The 16380-nt window shown below is 63.4% G+C and carries 13 protein-coding genes; 2 read left to right on the forward strand and 11 right to left on the reverse strand.

Annotation, left to right across the window (positions count from 1 at the left end):
* Positions 1-71 precede the first annotated feature (71 nt).
* Positions 72-629 carry a helix-turn-helix domain-containing protein gene (locus U9R80_RS11105; protein WP_301839582.1) on the reverse strand — a complete coding sequence of 186 codons (558 nt, stop codon included), beginning with the start codon at positions 627-629 and terminating at the stop codon, positions 72-74.
* 239 nt (positions 630-868) lie between these two features.
* Here U9R80_RS11105 and U9R80_RS11110 point away from each other — a divergent pair, with 239 nt between their 5' ends.
* On the forward strand, positions 869-1963 hold the full coding sequence (locus tag U9R80_RS11110; RefSeq protein WP_301839581.1) for a DUF3616 domain-containing protein: 1095 nt from the start codon (positions 869-871) through the stop codon (positions 1961-1963).
* A 135-nt stretch (positions 1964-2098) separates the two neighbouring features.
* Here the strand turns inward: U9R80_RS11110 and U9R80_RS11115 are convergent, their stop codons facing one another.
* Positions 2099-2995: a LysR family transcriptional regulator gene (locus tag U9R80_RS11115; RefSeq protein ID WP_301839577.1), complete on the reverse strand. Its 897-nt coding sequence runs from the start codon at positions 2993-2995 to the stop codon at positions 2099-2101.
* Between the two features lie 99 nt (positions 2996-3094).
* On the opposite strand from U9R80_RS11115, the gene U9R80_RS11120 reads away from it, so the two are divergent.
* A complete protein-coding gene (locus tag U9R80_RS11120; protein WP_301839576.1) occupies positions 3095-4093 on the forward strand; it encodes a cyclase family protein in 999 nt (332 codons plus the stop codon).
* Positions 4094-4344: 251 nt separating this feature from the next.
* Here U9R80_RS11120 and U9R80_RS11125 read toward each other — a convergent pair whose 3' ends face one another.
* From U9R80_RS11125 to U9R80_RS11165, 9 genes are all read right to left on the reverse strand, one after another.
* Entirely contained in the window at positions 4345-5157 is an 813-nt protein-coding gene (locus tag U9R80_RS11125) for an enoyl-CoA hydratase-related protein (RefSeq protein ID WP_301839575.1), read from the reverse strand.
* A 51-nt stretch (positions 5158-5208) separates the two neighbouring features.
* Positions 5209-6756 carry a class I adenylate-forming enzyme family protein gene (locus U9R80_RS11130; RefSeq protein ID WP_301839574.1) on the reverse strand — a complete coding sequence of 516 codons (1548 nt, stop codon included), beginning with the start codon at positions 6754-6756 and terminating at the stop codon, positions 5209-5211.
* Between the two features lie 261 nt (positions 6757-7017).
* Complete coding sequence (locus U9R80_RS11135; RefSeq protein ID WP_301839573.1) at positions 7018-8532, reverse strand: nucleobase:cation symporter-2 family protein; 1515 nt, start codon at positions 8530-8532, stop codon at positions 7018-7020.
* A 136-nt stretch (positions 8533-8668) separates the two neighbouring features.
* Positions 8669-10027, reverse strand: a complete 1359-nt coding sequence (locus tag U9R80_RS11140) for an 8-oxoguanine deaminase (protein WP_301839572.1) — start codon at positions 10025-10027, stop codon at positions 8669-8671.
* An 861-nt stretch (positions 10028-10888) separates the two neighbouring features.
* On the reverse strand, positions 10889-13288 hold the full coding sequence (locus U9R80_RS11145; RefSeq protein ID WP_301839571.1) for a TonB-dependent siderophore receptor: 2400 nt from the start codon (positions 13286-13288) through the stop codon (positions 10889-10891).
* Positions 13289-13367: 79 nt separating this feature from the next.
* Positions 13368-14348 (reverse strand): FecR family protein, encoded by a 981-nt coding sequence (locus U9R80_RS11150; RefSeq protein WP_301839569.1) that lies wholly within the window; start codon positions 14346-14348, stop codon positions 13368-13370.
* Positions 14345-14842 (reverse strand): sigma-70 family RNA polymerase sigma factor, encoded by a 498-nt coding sequence (locus U9R80_RS11155; protein ID WP_301839568.1) that lies wholly within the window; start codon positions 14840-14842, stop codon positions 14345-14347. Before U9R80_RS11155 ends, U9R80_RS11150 begins: the two co-directional genes overlap by 4 nt.
* 246 nt (positions 14843-15088) lie before the next feature.
* Complete coding sequence (locus U9R80_RS11160) at positions 15089-15964, reverse strand: universal stress protein (protein ID WP_301839567.1); 876 nt, start codon at positions 15962-15964, stop codon at positions 15089-15091.
* Positions 15965-16102: 138 nt separating this feature from the next.
* On the reverse strand, positions 16103-16369 hold the full coding sequence (locus U9R80_RS11165) for a PLD nuclease N-terminal domain-containing protein (RefSeq protein WP_324804954.1): 267 nt from the start codon (positions 16367-16369) through the stop codon (positions 16103-16105).
* Positions 16370-16380 lie beyond the last annotated feature (11 nt).

Here is a 16380-nt window from a genome sequence, read left to right on the forward strand (position 1 = left end):
GTCACCAGACTAGGTCCGGCGGCACACATCGTCCACGCATAAAATATGCAGGCCTGATGAGCGTCAATCGGTCAGAGGGTTTCGACCAGGCGTGCTGCTGTTCCGTCAGAGAGGGGGATGCGGGTCCAGCGACAAAGACTCGGGTGGATGGGTACGACGCATGAGTCGTTACTGCCGGTTGAGAACTCCAGCGCGGAGGGGGCTTCAGTTTCCCGCCATCCCATGTTATCCAGCGCCGCCTCCAGCTTCAGGATCTCCGGGGTTGCAAAGCGCCATAGCGATTGGCCCAGAAGCTCACCCAGCGGGTTGGAAAACTGTGCGGCACGTGACGCAGAGCAGGCCAACAGGCGATGGGTCAGATCACACACCAGATGCACTGGCCGCGGACTCTCGTTGACCAGTCGCGCGAGGGCTTGATCGGCGGCGGTATCGAGGCGAGCCGCCAATAGCTGCTCAAGCCGCTTGTATGCTGCGGGTTCCATCGCCTGCACGCCACTCTCCCAGCGGGAGATGGTTGATTGCGTCACACCAAACATCTGCGCAGCGTGGGTTTGCTTGACGCGGTGCAGCAGGCGCCAGCGCCTGAGCGCAATGCCGTGCAAGGCGGGCTTTAGCAGGATGTCAGGCATTCTGGGACCGGAGAGGCAGACGGGGCGGGTATTTTGATGAATGCCGCGTTGCCCTGCAAACGGGCTGGATGAGTGGATATTGATAGACCGCTCAGGGGCGGCGAGGTTGTTGCCGGCTATGCTCCGGCGTTCTATCGGCTGTGAAAAAACGGACTAGCGAATGCCTTGATTGTCGTCGGCCAGCCACTAGCCTCGAAAACAGCGTTTTCGCTTCACCCCGGCACGGCAGGAGAGCACTCATGAGCGAGCGAAGCAAAGCGGTGATGCTGCACTTTGATCCGGCGCTTGCGTCGTTGCGCGATGGCCTTTCCGTTGCCCTGCAGATGGGCAACACACTCTGGCTGGCCAACGATGAAACCACGAGCCTGGAGCGCCTGACTATCCAGGAGGCGGCGTCAGGCGACGTGGTGATCTGCGATGAGCATCAGTCATTTTCCCTGTTGGAGTACCTGGACCTGCCCCTGGCGCAGCCAGACGCCGAGATCGACATCGAAGGCCTGGCCTATGCCGCTGACAGCGGTTACCTCTGGGTGGTGGGCTCCCATAGCCTCAAGCGCAAGAAGGCCGAGGCGGGCAAGTCTGCGCAGAAGAACATCAAGCGCCTGTCGACGGTGGAGGCGGACGGCAATCGCTATCTGCTGGCGCGCATTCCCGTGGTACAGCAGAACGACAGCTATGAACTGGCAAGCAAGGCAGAGCCCGGCAAGCGTACGGCGGCGCAGTTGCAAGGCAATGTGCTGGGTAATCAGCTAACCGCTGAAATTGCCAAGGACAAACAGCTACAAGCCTTTCTGCAGATTCCGGGTAAAGACAATGGTTTCGATATCGAAGGCCTGGCGGTCATCGGTTCGCGCCTTTTGCTGGGGTTGCGCGGGCCGGTGCTTCGCGGTTGGAGCGTGCTGCTGGAGATCGAGCCCGAGCTGGACAGGGGGTCGAGCGACACCCTGGTGCTGAAGAAAATCGGCCCGGACGGGTGTCGCTATCGCAAGCACTTTTTAGACCTGAACGGCCTGGGCGTGCGTGACCTGTGCCCCAGTGGCGACGATTTGCTGATTCTGGCGGGCCCGACCATGGACCTGGATGGACCGGTGACGGTGTTCCGCTGGCGGGGCAGCGTGGCTGCCGACGAAGAAAGCGTGGTGTTCACCGATCAACTGGAGACGGTGCTGGAGGTGCCGTTCGGGCATGGCGACGACCATGCCGAGGGCATGTGCCGGTTCGATTCGGGCGGGCAGGGCGAGGAGGTGCTGCTGATTGTCTACGACTCGGCAGCAACGTGGCGCAAGCACGGTGAAGCCGGTGTGGAGGCCGACCTGTTCACACTGAAATCGTAACCGTGCGATCGGCTCAAATCGCCACCCCGGGGGTAGGAGCGGGCTTGCCCCGCGAGAGGCCGGTACAGCCAGCAAAACGGGTATTGCCTGAACGCTTGATCGCGGGGCAAGCCCGCTCCTACCTGGCGATAGTGGTTACGTTGCCGGTGTCGGCAGTGCATTGGCGAGGAAGTCGACAAACACCCGGACTTTCTGCGACACATGCCGATGGCTGGCGTACAGTGCATAGATCGAGCGCCGAGGCATCGACTGCCCAGGGAGTAGCTGCAGCAACTGGCCGCTGTCGAGCAGGGGCCTGGCGATGAACGAGGGCAGGGCGCCGATGCCCAGGCCGGCCAGCAACAGGTCACTGAGCATCAGGCTGTTGTCTACCGCCAGGCGCACGGGCAGTTCCAGGCGGCTGCTGCCTTGCGGGCCTTGCAGGTGCCAACTGCCGGGGTGCTCGGCCAGGCGATAGGCCAGGCAGCTGTGCTCGCGTAGCTCATCGACGCTCTGCGGCGTGCCGTTGGCCGCCAGGTAAGCCGGCGCGGCGCAGATCACTTGTTCGACGTCGCCCAGGCGCCGGGCGATCAGGGATGAGTCCGGCAAGTGGCTGCGAATCCGCAGCGACACATCAAAGCCCTCGCTGACGACGTCCAGCAAACGGTCGTCGAGGGTCAGCTCGACCTTGAGCTGCGGATAGCGCTGCATGAACGCCACCAGGATCGGCGACAGCACCTTCAGACCAAACGACAGCGGTGCGTTGACCCGCAGACGGCCACTGGGTTCGCTGGCGCCGATTTGGGTTGCACGCTCCAGAGCGTCCAGTTCGTCGAGCAGGTGGCAGCATTCGCTGAAGTACGCCTGGCCGGCCTCCGACAGGCTCATGCGGCGGGTGGTGCGCAGCAGCAAGAGGCTGCCCAGCCGTTCCTCCAGTTGCCGAACCTGCTTGCTCACCGCTGCTGTGGATTGCCCCAGGTCGACGGCAGCCAGGCTGAAGCTGCCGCGCTCGACCACGCGGCGAAAGGTACGCATGGCCACCAACACATCCATATATTTTCTCCTGGGTTGAATATCTATCAACGAAACGCCTGATTATCTATGAATCGGCAGCCAATAACATGACCGCTCCCCCCTTACAGGAGTCATGTCATGTTGCCGCGTTCGTGGATCAAGGATTTAACCAAACTGGCCGTCGTGCCGCTGCTCGGCGCCCTGTGCAGTGCGGGTGCGCTGGCCAAGCCCGAGGTCGGTATCAGCCCCTGGGGAGCGCAGGACGAGATCGGACGCCTGAACCTCATGACCCCGCAGTCGCAGGCGGCGATCATGGCCCGGGTCAACGGCGCCCAGGCTTACGACCTGGCGGTGGAGTACTTTGTCGGCATGCCCAGCTGGCAAGCGGCGGGTGACCCGCCTTACCAGATGTGGATGACCCACACCCCACACGGCAATGTCATCGCCGACCCGATGAAGGTCGGCGAACCGATGAACCAGCACGTCAGCTACAGCGGCTCGGCCGTGTCCATGTATGCCCACATGGGCACGCATATCGACGCGCTCAATCACTTTGGTCTCGACGGCAAGATCTGGAACGGCTTTCGCGCCGATCAGCACCTGGGCGACCGCGGCTGGAATGTCACCGGCGCAGAAAAGCTGCCACCGATCATTGCGCGAGGGGTGATGATCGATGTCGCCGCGGCCAAGGGCCTGGAGCAATTGGCGGACAACTACCGAGTCACCCGCAGCGACTTGCAGCAGGCCTTGGCCAAGCAGCGCGTGGCGCTGGAGAAAGGCGACGTCGTGCTGATCCGGACCGGGCGCATGCGTGACTATGAAAACGCCCAGGCCTACATGGCCAACCCGCCAGGCCTGAGCCTGGATGCGGCGAAGTTCCTGGTGGAAGAGGGCGGTGCGATGGTCGTGGGTGCCGATAACCTGAGCTTCGAGACCTTCCCTTCGGAAGTCGAGGGCAACTACCTGCCACTGCACACCTATCTGCTGGCCATGCAGGGCGCGCCAATCATTGAGCTGGTGAACCTGGAAGGTCTGGCCCGGGACCGTGTTTACCAATTCGCGTTCGTGGGGGCCTCGTTGAAGCTGCGCGGCGCCGATGCAGCGCCGATGCGGCCGATAGCCCTGCCGGTACGCTGACAGGTGGATAAAAAGTAGGAGCAGATTTTTCGAGGGAGGAGGGTGACCGCCCGCACCCGCGAAAATGTGCCTGCTCCTAGGCTCTGTATGAAAAGTGTTGAGACCAAGGTCAGGCAAGGCGAAAACAGCCGAGGAACGGTCGGAGTCGCGCTCGACTTTACGGGTCGTAAATGAGCATTCCGAGGCTGTTTTCACCGCAGCATCACCGAGTATCAAGGCTTTTCGTACAGAGTCTACGAAGTTGATCGGGCCTAGGAGGGATTGCCTCGGCCCGGAAAGTTGGGTGCACGTTTTCCAAAGAAGGCCGCCACGCCTTCGTCCAGGGTCGGCAGCTTGAACATTTCGCCCTGGCGCTCGGCCTCATATTCCAGCTGCGTGCGCAGGTCATTGTGTTCGGCAGCGTCGAACATCCGGCGCGCTTCGACGATGCCATGGGCCGGCAGGCGAGCCAGTTGCTGCGCCATCTCCATCGCCGCCGCCTGCAAGCCTTCGCCCTCGATGCAGGCATGGATCAGCCCCCACTGCTCGGCCTTTTCCGCCGGCAGGCGTGAACCGGTGAGGCTCAAGGCCAGCGCCCGGGCGCTGCCGATTCGCCGCTGCAGGAACCAGGACGAACCGCCATCAGGCACCACCCCCAGTGCCTTGATAAAGGGCAGGTAAAAGTAGGCGGTCCGGGCGGCGAGGATGATGTCCCCGGCCAGCGCCAGGCCAACGCCGGCGCCGACTGCCGCACCGTTGAGCGCCATCACCACCGGCACCGGCAGTTCGCGCAGTTCGGCGATGAGCGGGTTGAGCAGGCTGCGTATGGCGTGGGCAATGTCCGCGCCGCGCGTGGCTCTGTCTTGAGCGAAGCCGTTGCCATGCAGGTCGGCGCCGCTACTGAACACCCTGCCGTTGCCGGTAATCAGCAAGGCACGCACACGCGTATCGGCGCGCACCCGGGCGAGTGCATCGAGCAGTTCGCCTATCGACTGGGCATTGATCGGGTTGAGTCGCTCCGGCTGGTTCTGGGTGATGACGGCAACCGCGCCTTCGCATGTGTACGTGATCGTTTGATAGCTCATCTTGGATTACTCGTAGTTTGTTGTTGTTTTAACGAGCGATTTCGACAGCAGTTAACGTGTACGTGTGGTGGAAGTGTAGCGCTCGACCAGGCGGAATTTCTGCACCTTGCCGGTCGGCGTGCGCGGCAGTGCATCGCTTTGCTGCAGGACGGACTTGGGCGTCTTGAACCCGGCCAGGCGGGCATGGCAGAACGTGATCAGTGCGGCTGCGTCGATGGGGTCGCCAGCGGGTACCACTACCGCCGTCACCGCCTCGCCCCACAAGGGATCGGGCAGGCCAATCACCGTGCAGTCGGCAACGCCGGGATAGGTGAGGATCAATTCTTCAATTTCGGCGGCATGAACGTTCTGCCCACCGGTGACGATGACTTCCTTGAGCCGGCCGCTGATGAACAGATAGCCCTCGTCATCGAGGTAGCCGATATCGCCGGTGTGGACCCATCCGCCCTGGAAGGTTTCGGCTGTCTTGGCCGGACTGTCGTAATAGGCGGTGACCGCATTCGGCGAGCGGCCGTAGATTTCACCCGGCTGGCCGGCGGGCAGGTCGTTGCCTTGGGCATCGACGATACGCACGTTTGAGTACAACACCTGGCGGCCCGCAGACGCCGGTTTGCGCTGGCGATCTTCAGGCGTGCTCAAGGTCAGCGCGCCACTCTCCTGCATACCGTAGTACTCGTAGACGTTGGGGCAGAGTCGGGTCTGGACGCTTTCGCGAATCGACTCGGGCAATGACGAACCGGCGAACACCAGCACCCGCAGCGCCTCCAGCCGGGTACCTTCCAGGTGAGGGCTGGCCAGCAGCATCGCGGCCATGGTCGGCACCAGGTTGACGGCGGTGACGCCTTCCTCCTCTATCAGGCGCAGCACCGTCTGGGTTTCAAAGTTGACCAGGACATTGCGCAGGCCAAGTTGAACCGTAGCCAATGCCCATCCAAAACCGACTCGACCGAACATGGGGAACACGGTCATTGCCACGTCGCGGCGGGTCAGGTCATAGCTGGGGAACAGGCTGTTGCCGGCGGTGCAGTTGTAGTGGTTGATCACGTAGCACTTGGGCAAGCCGGTCGTGCCCGAGGTGAGGTTGAAGTAGAAGGGGTCGTCCTCCTCGACCTCGACTTGCGGTTCGCTGACCGCCGAGCGCGCCAGCAGCGCCTCGTAGTCATTGCCCAGTGCGGTGCCTTCGCCAAAGCTGATGCAGTGAGCGATCTGCGGCAGGTCAGGCATCAGCGGCACCAGCGCGTCACAGAAGCGGCGCTCGGCAATCAGCGCCACAGCGCCAACGGCACGCATCAGTTCCAGCATTTCCACCGGCGCCAGGCGATAGTTCAGCGGCAGGCCGACCATCCCGGTCTTGGCGAGGGCAAAGTAGATTTCGACCATCTCGGCGCGGTTACTGCTGAGGAAGGCGACCCGGTCGCCCTTGCGCAGGCCCAGCTCGCCGAGTCCGTTGGCCAGGCGATTGCACCGTTCGTTGGTCTGCTTGAAGGTAAAGCGACGCTCCGTGGAGGAGCAGAGGAAGGATTCACGTTCGGGGAAGCGGATTGCAGCGTTGCTGAGAACGTGACCCACCACCATCTTGCCCATTGCTAGCCGTGTCATGGAACTTCTCCCTGGACGCACCATTGCCTGGCGACAATGGCGGGCCCTTCTGGCATTGATTTTTGTTATTGGCCGAAGTTGGCAACGCGCCGGGTACGGCAGTGGCTGCGTGCTGCGGGCATCTTAATGGGCGCGGTTTTCAGCGACTGCCCCCCACGAGGAGTGGGGGCAAGGGGGGCGGGGCAAGGGTGCAATCGGGGCGTTGTTTCAGGAGCCAGGCAACGCGGCGCCTGTGCGTCGCATTGCCTGGCGCCTGGCCGGTCAGTGCACCGGTTCGAGGTGGTTGTTACGCGGTGCAGAGGCTGGGGCATGGTCGTCGTGTGCTTCCACAATCGGCACTTCGTTGCCGTCGCAGTCGAACAGCTTGCCATCGCGGAACACGTCACCCTCGTTGAGCCCAGCGATATCCCGGTAGCGCAAGGTGCGCTCGCTGGCGGCAACGAACACCGATTGCTGGTCGGAGTTGCCGGCCCGCAGATGGTTGAACAACAGGTTCAGCAGGATGGCCATGATCGCTGCCGAGCTGATGCCGGAGTGGAAAATGGTCTCGAACCAGGCCGGGAAGTGGTGGTAGAAGCCTGGCGCGGCAATGGGGATCATGCCGAAGCCGATCGAGGTGGCGACGATGATCAGGTTCATGTTGTTGCGATAGTCCACCTGGGCCAGGGTGCGGATACCGCTGGCGGCGACGGTGCCGAACAGCACCAGGCCAGCCCCGCCGAGGACGGCGGTGGGCACGGCGGCGACCAGGCGGCCCATGACCGGCAGCAGCCCGAGTGTCACCAGGATCAGGCCGGCGGTGGCCACCACATAGCGGCTCTTGACCCCGGTCACGGCGACCAGGCCGACGTTCTGCGCAAAGGCGCTCTGGGTAAAGGAGCCGAACAGCGGCGCCAGGGCGCTGGAGATCATGTCGGCGCGCAGGCCGTTGCCGAGGCGTTTCGAGTCGACTTTGGTTTCGATGATCGCGCCGACCGCGAGAATGTCGGCGGAGGTTTCGACCATGGTCACGATAATCACGATCAGCATCGACAGAATGGCCGCAACCTGGAACTGCGGCAGGCCATAGTGCAGCACCTCCGGTAGGGCGACCAGCGGCCCTTCAAGGGTTTGCGAGAAGTCGGCCATGCCAGAGGCGGCGGCCGCCAGCGTACCAATGATGATCGCCAGCAGGATCGACAGTCGCGAGATGCTGGCACTCCCCAGCTTGCTGAGCAGCAGCACGGTGACCAGCGTGAACGCCGCCAGGCCGATGTTGGCCATGCTGCCGAAGTCGGCGGCCTGGCTGTTGCCGCCCATGGCCCAGCGTGCCGTGACGGGCATCAGGGTCAGCCCGATCGTGGTAATGACGATACCCGTCACCAGCGGCGGAAAGAACTTGATGATGCGCGAGAACAGCGGGGTGATCAGCAGGCCGATCAACGACGACACGATGACCGCCCCGAACACCACCGACAGGCCGCCAGTGCCGTCATTGCCGATGATCGCGACCATGGTGGCGACGCCGGCGAAGGACACCCCCTGAACCAGCGGCAGGCGACAGCCAAAGAAGGGAATGCCAAGGGTCTGCAGCAATGTCGCCAGGCCGCCGGCGAACAGCGATGCGGCGATCAGCAGGCCGACCTCGGCAGACGAAAGGCCGGCGGCCTGACCGATGATCAGCGGAACAGCGATGATGCCGCCGTACATCGTCAGCACATGCTGCAGTCCGTAGGCCAGGTTGGCGCCAACGCCAAGGTTCTCGTCCTCTGGGCGAGATGAAGCGGGAGATGTCATGGTGAGTAGCTCGCTTTTGATATTTTTATGCGTCTAACAGCACGGTCTCAGTCGCAGTCGATGCGTTCTGTGGGGTAGAACGGGGGGTGTCCTGCCGCTGCGCCCAGGGTTGAGCGCAACGGCTTGAACGAGGGGGTCAGTCGCCGATCACCAGCTGACGGGCCAGCTGGTTATGGCGCTCCAGCACCAGGGGCAGGTCGACGGTAGTGATGCGGCCATCCTTGACCACTACGCGGCCATTGATGACGCTGGTGTCGACGTGGGTCGGGGTGCAGAACACCAGCGCAGCCAGGGGGTCGTGATGGGCGCCGGCATAGGCCACATGGCCCAGGTCGAAGGCGACGAAGTCGGCCACCATGCCCGGTGCCAGGGCACCGATGTCATTGCGGTTGAGCACCTTGGCGCCGCCAAGGGTGGCGATTTCCAGGGCCTCGCGAGCGCTCATCGCATCGGGGCCAAAACCGACCCGCTGCAGCAGCAGCGCCTGGCGCACTTCACCGATCATGCTGGCGCCATCGTTGGAGGCCGAGCCGTCGACACCCAGGCCTACCGGCACACCGTGGTCGCGCATCTTGCGGATGGGCGCGATGCCCGAGGCCAGGCGCATGTTCGAGCACGGGCAGTGGGCGACGCCGGTACCGGTACGGGCGAACAGTTCGATGCCGTGCTGGTCGAGCTGCACACAGTGGGCGTGCCACACATCGTGGCCGACCCAGCCCAGGTCTTCGGCGTACTCGGCCGGCGTCATGCCGAACTTCTCGCGGCTATAGGCGATATCGTTGACGTTCTCCGCCAGGTGGGTGTGCAGGGACACGCCGTACTGGCGTGCCAGCACCGCAGCTTCGCGCATCAGGTCGCGGCTCACCGAGAAGGGCGAGCAGGGCGCCACGACCACGCGCAGCATCGAGCCATGGCGCGCGTCGTGATAGTCCTCGATCAGGCGCTGGGACTCCTTGAGGATGTCGCTCTCCTTCTCCACCACGGAGTCGGGCGGCAGGCCGCCCTGGCTGCGACCGACGCTCATGCTGCCGCGTGCAGCATGGAAGCGCATGCCGATTTCCTCGGCGGCGTGGATGCTGTCGTCGAGCTTGCAGCCGTTGGGGTAGATGTACAGGTGGTCGCTGGAGGTGGTGCAGCCAGACAGGATCAGCTCAGCCATTGCCGTCTGGGTCGACACCGCGATCATCTCAGGCGTCAACCGTGCCCAGATGGGGTACAGGTTGGTGAGCCAATTGAACAGCTCGCCATCCTGGGCCGCCGGCACGACGCGGGTGAGGCTCTGGTACATGTGGTGGTGGGTATTGACCAGGCCTGGAATGACCACTTTCCCGGTCATGTCCAGCACCACATCGGCGTGCTGCGGCAGCGTCTCGCTCGGGCCGACCTGCTTGATCAGGTTGTCCTCGATGTACAGGCCACCGCGCTTGATCTCCCGGCGTACGCCATCCATGGTCACCAGCAGTTCGGCGTTCTTGACCAGTAATGTCTTGGGCATGCGTATTCCTCTCCCGATTGGAGTTGGCTTTCAACGTGGTTCAGTTGCAGGCACGGGGGTTGGCTTGCGTAAAGCCCTGGCACTCCGGCACTGCGGGGAAGCTTGCTGGTTGGATCGATCAGTGCCTTCGCGCGCGCAGCGGCGCTGCCAGGGAACGTGTCCTGGGCTGGGCCGAGCAGAGGCGCGAAGTGACGGGCACAGGATCCGGTCCACCCTGCCAAACCTGGCGCAACGGCAGGCCTTCAAAGGTGGTCCAGGAAGTAGTGGGGGTATACGAGACGAAGGCGTCGTTGAACGACGTTCGTGGATGACGCTCGGCAGGTGCGAGCAGCAATGGGTGTTGCATGGCTTTGGACCGTCGCAATACGCACCGGCGATTACCGGTGTCGTAGGCGTGGCGTTATGTAACCAGAGTTGTTTGTTTTTGTATACAGAAAATGAGACTGCGAAACGAACTTCTGCAGAGCGTGCTGACGCCACCCCAGGGTAGGAGCGGGCTTGCCCCGCGAGAGGCCGGTACAGCCAGCAGAATGGGTGTTGCCTGAACCATTGGTCGCGGGGCAAGCCCGCTCCCACCGGTCCACTCGGCGAGATAAATCTGCCTGCGCAGCAGTCGCAATGGAGTCCGCGCATATTCAACAGCTGTGGCCGCTTCGCGCCCAATCGCAGCCTATCGGCAGCGGCTACACATCAGGCCAGCCCCCGTAGCCGCTGGCGATAGTCTGCCCACCTCAGGGTAGGAGCGGGCTTGCCCCGCGAAAGGCCGGTACAGCCAGCAAAATGGGTGTTGCCTGAACGATTGATCGCGGGGCAAGCCCGCTCCTACCGGTCCGATCGGCGGGAGTGGGCCGGCGCGTCGACCTAGAAGTCGTACTTCAGGCCAAACGTCGCGTTGCGCGGGGTGCCGTAGTAGCTGCTGCCTGCGGTGTTGGTGTAGTACTCCTTGTCGAACAGGTTGTTGACGTTGAGGGTGGCGCTCAACTGGCGGGTGATCGGGTAGCGGGCCATCAGGTCGACCAGGGCGTAGTCGTCCTCGGTGAAGCGCACGCGGTTCGGGCCCTGGTTGTCGCTGTAGATCTTGCTCTGCCAGTTCACCCCACCGCCCAGGGTCAGGCCGTTGCCGACGCTGCGCAGGGTATAGGTGCTGAACAGTTTGAAGGTGTTCTGCGGCACGTTGGTGTTGAGCTTGCCGCCATCGGCGTTCTGCACAATGTTGCGGCTGAAGCTGGCGCTGGCCTGCCAGTCGGTGGCCAGTTCCCCGCTCATTTCCAGCTCGAAGCCGCGGGTCTTGGTGCCGGACTCGGCACGGTAGGCGAAGCCACCGCCAGGTACCGGGACGTTGGGCTGGATCAGTACGGCCAGGTTGTCCTGCTTGATTTCGTACAGCGCCAGGCCGATGTTCAGGCGGTCATCGAAGAAGGCGGCCTTGCTGCCTACCTCGTAGCCGTCGCCTTCGAGCGGGTCGATGTACTGGCCGCTGATGTCCTTGTTGCTTTGCGGTTTGAAGATGCTGGTGTAGCTGGCATACACCGACCAGTTCTGGTCGAGGTCGTAGACCACGCCGGCAAACGGGGTGACGACACCGGTTTCCTGGCGGCGCTCGTCGGTGTCCGGCGTGTCGTCGTAGTAGTCGGTCTTGACGGTGTTTTTCCAGTCGTTGACGCGGGCGCCGAGAATGAGCGAGAGGTCGTTGCTCAGGCGCAGGCGAGTGCTGCCATAGGCCGCGGTCTGGTCTTCCTGGTAGTCGATGCGGCTGGTGGCCGGCAGTGGCGGTTTGCCGGGGGTGTCGCCGTCCCAGGTGTAGATGTCCGAGATGGCATTGCTCCAGTCATCGAACCACCACAGTGGGTAGCCGTTGGTGCGGTACTCGGTGTGCTGGCGGGTATAGCCGAGCACCGCGTCGTGTTCCAGGCCCCAGAGGTCGAAGTTGCCTGCGATGTTCAGGTCGACGCTCGTTTGCACAGGCTTGGCCTCCCAGCGCCCGGCCCACAGATTGACCCCGGCGCCAGTTGCCGGATTGGGGTTGCCGCCAGCGGCGTAGCCGAGCACTTCGTCGTACTCGTAGCGGTCGCGGTTCAGGGTCAGCTTGGCCTTCCAGCGCTCGCTGAGGTTGTGCTCGAGGGTGGCGAAACCGGTGGTGAAGTGCCGGTCGGAATAGGCCCAGCTGGCGGCCGCCGAATCGGAGCGGGACCATTTGGCCCGCGAGCCGTCGCTGTTGAACAGCGGGCGGCCGCTGCGGGCGTGGTCGTCGGCTTCATGGGACTGCGAGTCCATGCCGAAGGTCAGCAGGGTGTCGGGTGTCAGGTCGGCCTCGATGACGCCGTAGAACACCTTCTTGCGCTCGTTGAAACGGTCGATGTACGACTCGTTGTCCTGATAGGCGCCGACCACACGGCCACGCAGGGTGCCGCTGTCGTTCAACGGGCCGCTGACATCGACCTCGTTGCGCTGATAGTTCCACGAACCGGCCTCCACCGAGACGCTGCTCTGGAAGTCGGCAGTCGGGCGCTTGCGGATCAGGTTCACGGTGGCACCGGGCGTGCCCACGCCATTGGTCAGGCCGGTGGCGCCGCGAATGATCTCGACGCGGTCGTAAAGGACCATGTCGTTGCTCTGGGCCACGGATTTATAGTTGCTGTCCAGGCGCTGCAGGCCATCGATCTGGTAGTTCTCCACTTGAAAGCCGCGGGAGTAGATCTGGCTGGAGTCGGAGCCGGCGTTGCCGCCCTGGTTGACGCTCAGGCCCGGGGCCTGCTTGACCACGTCGAGCAGCTGGGTGAGGTTCTGGTCTTCCATGCGCTGGCTGGTCATCACGCTCACCGCCTGCGGTGTTTCGCGGATCGACAGCGGCAGTTTGGTCGCGGTAGCGGTCGAGCCGGTGGTGTAGGAGCCGGTGCCTTCGGTGGTGGCGCCCAGGGAGGAATCATTGATGCTGGTGGCACCCAGCTCCAGGGCATCCCCGCTCGGCTGGCTGACGATCAGTGTGTTGCCGCTCTGCTGATAGCTCAGGCCGCTGTCGGCGAGCAGCAGGGTGATCGCGTTGCGCACCTCCAGCTGGCCACTGACTGCCGGGGCCTGGCGGCCCTGGACCAGGCTGCTGTCGACGGCGATGGTCAGGCCAGCGGCTTCGCCGAGCTGACGCAGTGAAGTGGCCAGCGGCTGGGCTGGCAGGTCGAGATCGATGGGCGCGGCCAGGGCCTGGGTGGCCAGCGTCAGGGCCACTGCGGCCGACAGGGCGCGCAGGGTCGATTGCATCGGCATGCGGGTAATTCCTTCTTGTGTTTGATTGCTCTAGCACTAACGCGCGAGGGTGGCTTTACCCTGATGTTGTGATTGCGAATTATTTGCGATGCAGACGAGCGGTCGTTTTGCTGAGGTCCGCCTGGGCCAGAAGAGGCTGCAGAACAGTGGCGCCCGCTTCATGCTTTACGTTCACCGGCACCACCTGGGGAAGTGACTGGAGGAAGCCTTCGATATCGCTCAGTTGCACTACTGCGCTGATTCGAGGGCTTTTGCCGGCGCCGGCCCGCACCGGTGTCTGGCGGTAGCGCGACAGGCTGGCGGCGACTTCCGCGAGGTCGGCCTGGTCGAACACCAGGCGACCGAACTCAAAGGTGAAGGCGTCGTTGGCGGCGCGGGCCACGCGGTGCAGACGCCCGTCGGCGCTCACCTCGGCGACTTCGCCGGCCTTCAACACCTGGCTTTCGCCGGGGCGCGAGAGGCTGTCGACCTGGACCCGGCCATGATCGACGCTGATCCGCAGGCGGTCTGGCAGGCGGTTGACCACAAAGCGGGTACCCAGCACGCGGACCTGTGCCAGGCCGCCGTCGATGACGAAGGGCCGCTCTGGCTGGCGGGCCACCGAGAAAATGGCCTCGCCGCGCAGGAGTTCGACCTGACGCAGGTTATGGTCGAAATGCAGGTGCAGGTGGGTATCGGCATCGAGCATCAGTTCCGTTCCGTCACGCAACTGCTGCACCTGCCGCTCACCGATGCCGGTCGCCAGATGAAGCTGCAGCGCACCGTAGCGGTGGGTATGCCAACCAAACGCGCCAGCCACCGTCAGCAACACCGCCAGTACGCTGCCGTGGAGCAGCCGCCGGCGCGGTCGCTGACGGTTCTGTTCCATGGCCTGGGCCAGCGCTTGGCTGCGGCGGGTGCAGGAAAAGTCGCCCCACAGCTCGGCCAGTTCACGGTATTCGCTCTGGTGGAGCGGGTCGGCAGCCAGCCAGGTCTCGAACTGCGCGCGTTCAGGATGGTCGGCAGCAGCGTTGTACAGGCGCGCGAACCACAGCGCGGCCTGCTCGCGAGCGGTACTCATGGGCCCAGCAGTTCGCGGGCGTTGCGCAGGTCGACCAGGGCGCGGGCCATGTGCCGTTCAACCATGTTCAGGGTGATACCCAACTGCTGGGCGATCTCGCTCTGCGCGCAACCTTCGATGCGCGCCAGCCAGAAGACCTCGCGGCAGCGCGGTGGCAGGCAGTCGAGGATGCGCTGCAAGGCGATCAGCCGCTGCTGGACGTCCAGCAGGTGTTCGGCGGACGGGGCGAAGTGCGTGTCGTCGGACTCTTCATGGTGCTCAGGCAGTGGTTGCACACGGGCGTTGCGGCGGAAATGGTCGACCAGCACCGATTGGGCGACCTGCCTGAGGTAGGCGTTGGGCTGGGTCAATGGCTGGGCGGGGCGGGCCAGCGCGAAACGCAGGAACGCGTCATGCAGCACGTCATAGGCGCGTTGCACGCATCGGGTCTGGCGACTGAGACTGAGCAGCAGGTCACTGTAGGCCCAGCGCAGATCGATGTCCTGCCAGTTCACCGGCGGGTTTCGCAGACTGGCGGGGTGGAGGGGACAATCGGCACGATCGGCTGCTCTCTGATACGACCGGGCTGGTCGCGGCAGCAAGCTTAATTATTTGTCAATTCCAAGTAAATAAGAAGTATTACTATTTGTGCTTGTCTAGACAAAATGCGTCGCAGTCATATCCTGTAGGAGCGGGCTTACCCCGCGATAGCGATGTAGCTGTAAGGTCGCTACGCGGGGCAAGCCCGCTCCTACACGCTCCTACAGTGACACCAGCACATCACACTGGGATTCGTTGAGCACATGCTTGGTAATGCTGCCGATCAACAGTTCTTCCAGCGCGCTTTCGCCCTGTTTGCCGATCACGATCAAATCGCAGTCCAGTTCCTGTTCCTGCTCAACGATCCGCCAGGCCGGGTCACCGTGGACCACGATCTGCCGGGCATTGACCAACCCGGCGGCCTCGCTCAATGCCGCGAGTTTTTCCACGGCGTCTTTCTTGATGACATTGCGGTAGTGGGTGAGGGTGTCCTGGTCGATGTGGGCAAAGCGCATGCTGCCCTCGAAGGGCGCTTCGTAAACGTGCAGGAGAATGATCTCGGCTTGCGGGGCAACGGACTTCGCCAGCTCGATGGCGCGAAGTGATGAAGGCGAGAAATCAACGGGGACCAGCAAGGTGCGGTAGGCATCGCGAGGGGCGTGCTTGACCACCAGCATCGGGCAGAGCATACGGTTGAGCATGCGTTGCACGGTAGAGCCCAGCAGCAGGCGACGGGCCAGGCTATACCCCTTCGCCCCGCACACCAGCAGGTTGGTGCGTTTGTCCTGCACCACACGGGTGATTTCCGTGGTGACCGAGCCAGAGGCGACCTGAACGCCAGCGGCGATGTCGTAGCGCTGGAACAGCAGGCTTGCCAGCTCGTGGGTTTTTTCGCTTGCCGTCTCCAGCGCACGATTCAACAAGTTGTCATCAGGTACCACGACCTGCTTGAGACGCTCGTAGGGTGCCGGGTTGGCGACGTAGAGCAGATCCAGCGAGGCGTTCTGCGCCTTGCTCAATTGAGCCGCGCGCTCGGCTGCGTTGCGGGCAGCGCTGGACAGGTCGGTGGCAACCAGGATGTGGTTCAGCGGGGACATAAATAGCTCCTTATGCAGTCCTTGCTTTGAGCCATCCTCTCGCGAACCGCGCCGCGTGTCTTGACCTGGGTCAAGCATGCCGCCCCGTCCCCGTCCTTGAGGCGCCCACAACGGCAACACAACGCCCCCAGGGCGTAGTCAGCCTTCCCGTGAAATCGGCACGCCCGGGCTGGATTTAGGTCCGGCTGCAGCCCAGACGATTAGCCCCAGCACCGGCACAAAGACAATGAACACGATCCACAACATCTTGCGGTCCGCCCGGCTTTTGCTGCCGATGATGCGTTTGATGGCCCAGAGTTCGACCAGGGTGATCAGTACCGCGAGAGAGATCCAGATATGACCGTTTTCCATGTAAGCCTCCAGTAGGTTCTGGGCGTTGGGCTCAGTGAGGCGGTCAGGGTTCATTCTGATAGGGC

It is taken from the genome of Pseudomonas sp. JQ170C (assembly GCF_035581345.1).
Lineage (GTDB): Bacteria > Pseudomonadota > Gammaproteobacteria > Pseudomonadales > Pseudomonadaceae > Aquipseudomonas.

Excerpts from the sequence above, each read along its gene's own strand:
- U9R80_RS11110 (WP_301839581.1), top strand. The coding sequence starts at position 869 with ATGAGCGAGCGAAGCAAAGCGGTGATGCTGCACTTTGATCCGGCGCTT.
- U9R80_RS11125 (WP_301839575.1), bottom strand. The coding sequence starts at position 5,157 with ATGAGCTATCAAACGATCACGTACACATGCGAAGGCGCGGTTGCCGTC.
- U9R80_RS11120 (WP_301839576.1), top strand. The coding sequence starts at position 3,095 with ATGTTGCCGCGTTCGTGGATCAAGGATTTAACCAAACTGGCCGTCGTG.
- U9R80_RS11150 (WP_301839569.1), bottom strand. The coding sequence starts at position 14,348 with ATGAGTACCGCTCGCGAGCAGGCCGCGCTGTGGTTCGCGCGCCTGTAC.
- U9R80_RS11105 (WP_301839582.1), bottom strand. The coding sequence starts at position 629 with ATGCCTGACATCCTGCTAAAGCCCGCCTTGCACGGCATTGCGCTCAGG.
- U9R80_RS11145 (WP_301839571.1), bottom strand. The coding sequence starts at position 13,288 with ATGCCGATGCAATCGACCCTGCGCGCCCTGTCGGCCGCAGTGGCCCTG.
- U9R80_RS11160 (WP_301839567.1), bottom strand. The coding sequence starts at position 15,964 with ATGTCCCCGCTGAACCACATCCTGGTTGCCACCGACCTGTCCAGCGCT.
- U9R80_RS11135 (WP_301839573.1), bottom strand. The coding sequence starts at position 8,532 with ATGACATCTCCCGCTTCATCTCGCCCAGAGGACGAGAACCTTGGCGTT.
- U9R80_RS11165 (WP_324804954.1), bottom strand. The coding sequence starts at position 16,369 with ATGAACCCTGACCGCCTCACTGAGCCCAACGCCCAGAACCTACTGGAG.
- U9R80_RS11115 (WP_301839577.1), bottom strand. The coding sequence starts at position 2,995 with ATGGATGTGTTGGTGGCCATGCGTACCTTTCGCCGCGTGGTCGAGCGC.
- U9R80_RS11130 (WP_301839574.1), bottom strand. The coding sequence starts at position 6,756 with ATGACACGGCTAGCAATGGGCAAGATGGTGGTGGGTCACGTTCTCAGC.
- U9R80_RS11140 (WP_301839572.1), bottom strand. The coding sequence starts at position 10,027 with ATGCCCAAGACATTACTGGTCAAGAACGCCGAACTGCTGGTGACCATG.